Raw genomic sequence first — 1,697 nt, 5'->3', positions numbered from 1 at the left:
TGACCGGCTTTGACCCGACCGGCAGCGGCAGTACCAGCAGCCCAGCAGGGTCAACTTTTTCGACAGAAGTCCAGCCAGCGGCAGCAAGCGCTGCAGTGACTGACCCGGATGACACAGCAGCGGCTGATGGGGAATACTCAGCTGCTGGCTTGGCGGATTCAGCAGATTTGCCTCAGCAGGATGCCGCAGCACAAAGCGCAGTTCTGTCGGCCAGTGCTGCTCTGCCAAGCATAGAAGCAGAAGCTGCTGAGGGGCAGGCTTCTGCCAGCAGCCAGACGGACTCAGTTGGGGCGGACCGCCGCTCTGCAGCAAAAGGCAGTTCTGATCCTGCCAGAATTCAAAGGCTGGATGTTGGCAGCAGCAATACCAGCCAATCTGCCAGCAGGCAGTCCGCTCAGGCAGCCGCTGCCTCAGGTCAAACAGGGACCAGCCGCAAGAGTTCCGGCACCGCCAGCAGTCTGCCCAATACAGGTGAGAAGGCACAGTTTGGCCTGGCGGGCTTGGGAGGAGCCGTCCTCCTCTCCGGGGCCGGTTTCCTTCTGAAAAAGAAGAAAAAAGAGGAGTGATGTTCAGAGACTGCTGGAAAAGTCTAATGATGAACAGGTGAAGAAGAAATGGATGATGATAGCAGACGGCAGAATCCCATGCTCTTTGAACACCTTTTCAAACTACATCAGCTCCCGCATTAAAAGTTTGTTAGCAGAACCAAGCGAGACTGAAGCGCTTTTTATACGGTATCTTCCCAAAGATTGATCTCTCTGCGGGTGAGAGTGCAGCCATCATGGGAGTCTTATACGGTATCTTCCCAAAGATACATCCCTCTGTGGGTGAGGACGCAGCCATCATGGGAGTCTGTCTCAGTCTCTTTTGGTATGGAAAGAACCGAGTCGTTTGCTTGCGGGCCGACCGTTTAAGGCGAAGGGACTCAGCATACAGTTTCCGAACAAATCTATTGAAACGGCATCAGTTACGATCAGTTTAGCATAAGCGCTCCATCAGACATTTTTTTGAAGAAATCCTTGTCATCTGTTCAGAAAAGGAGTATAATGGCCCATATTGATTTTCTAGGAGAAAAATATGTTTTCAAAATTGAAAAAAATCTTTATCGGCCAGCCCTTGAAGTCTGGTGATGAAGGTGATGAGGGACATCTTCTGAGCAAGCTGCAGGCTTTGGCTATGCTTTCCAGTGACGCCCTGTCCTCTATCGCCTATGGACCTGAGCAGGTGGTGCTGGTTCTGGTCTCTGTCTCAGCCGGAGCGATTTGGTGGTCCCTGCCTATTGGATTGGTGGTGCTGGTTCTCCTGACCAGTCTGACGATTTCCTACCGGCAGGTGATTCATGCTTATCCGCAGGGCGGCGGGGCTTATATGGTGACGACGGAGAATCTCTCTCCCAATCTGGGTCTGGTTTCCGGCGGCAGCCTTTTGGTTGACTATATGCTGACAGTAGCCGTATCGGTCGCTTCAGGAGCCGATGCCATTACCTCAGCGATTCCGGCCCTGCACCCCTACAATCTGCACATTGCTGTCTTTCTGGTTTTGGGGCTGATGCTCATGAATCTGCGCGGTCTGCGGGAGTCTGCGACTTCGCTGATGATTCCGGTCTATCTCTTCATTGCCAGCACAATTTTTCTGATCGGTTTTGGCCTCTTTCAGCTTTTGACCGGCCATCTCCCTTATCATGCCACTTCCCATAT

General features: G+C 52.6%; 2 protein-coding genes. Both read left to right on the top strand.

Annotated features, from left to right (window positions below; translation table 11 throughout):
* Positions 1–566, top strand: a 566-nt coding sequence (locus STRDD11_RS14005; RefSeq protein WP_164828326.1) for an LPXTG cell wall anchor domain-containing protein, incomplete at its 5' end; no start/stop codon positions are given.
* A gap of 511 nt (positions 567–1,077) precedes the next feature.
* The coding region (locus STRDD11_RS00550) for an amino acid permease (RefSeq protein WP_164828325.1) at positions 1,078–1,697 on the top strand (620 nt) is incomplete at its 3' end.

It is taken from the genome of Streptococcus sp. DD11 (assembly GCF_001578865.1).
GTDB lineage: Bacteria > Bacillota > Bacilli > Lactobacillales > Streptococcaceae > Streptococcus > Streptococcus panodentis.
This window is presented reverse-complemented; position numbering and strand designations above follow the sequence as displayed.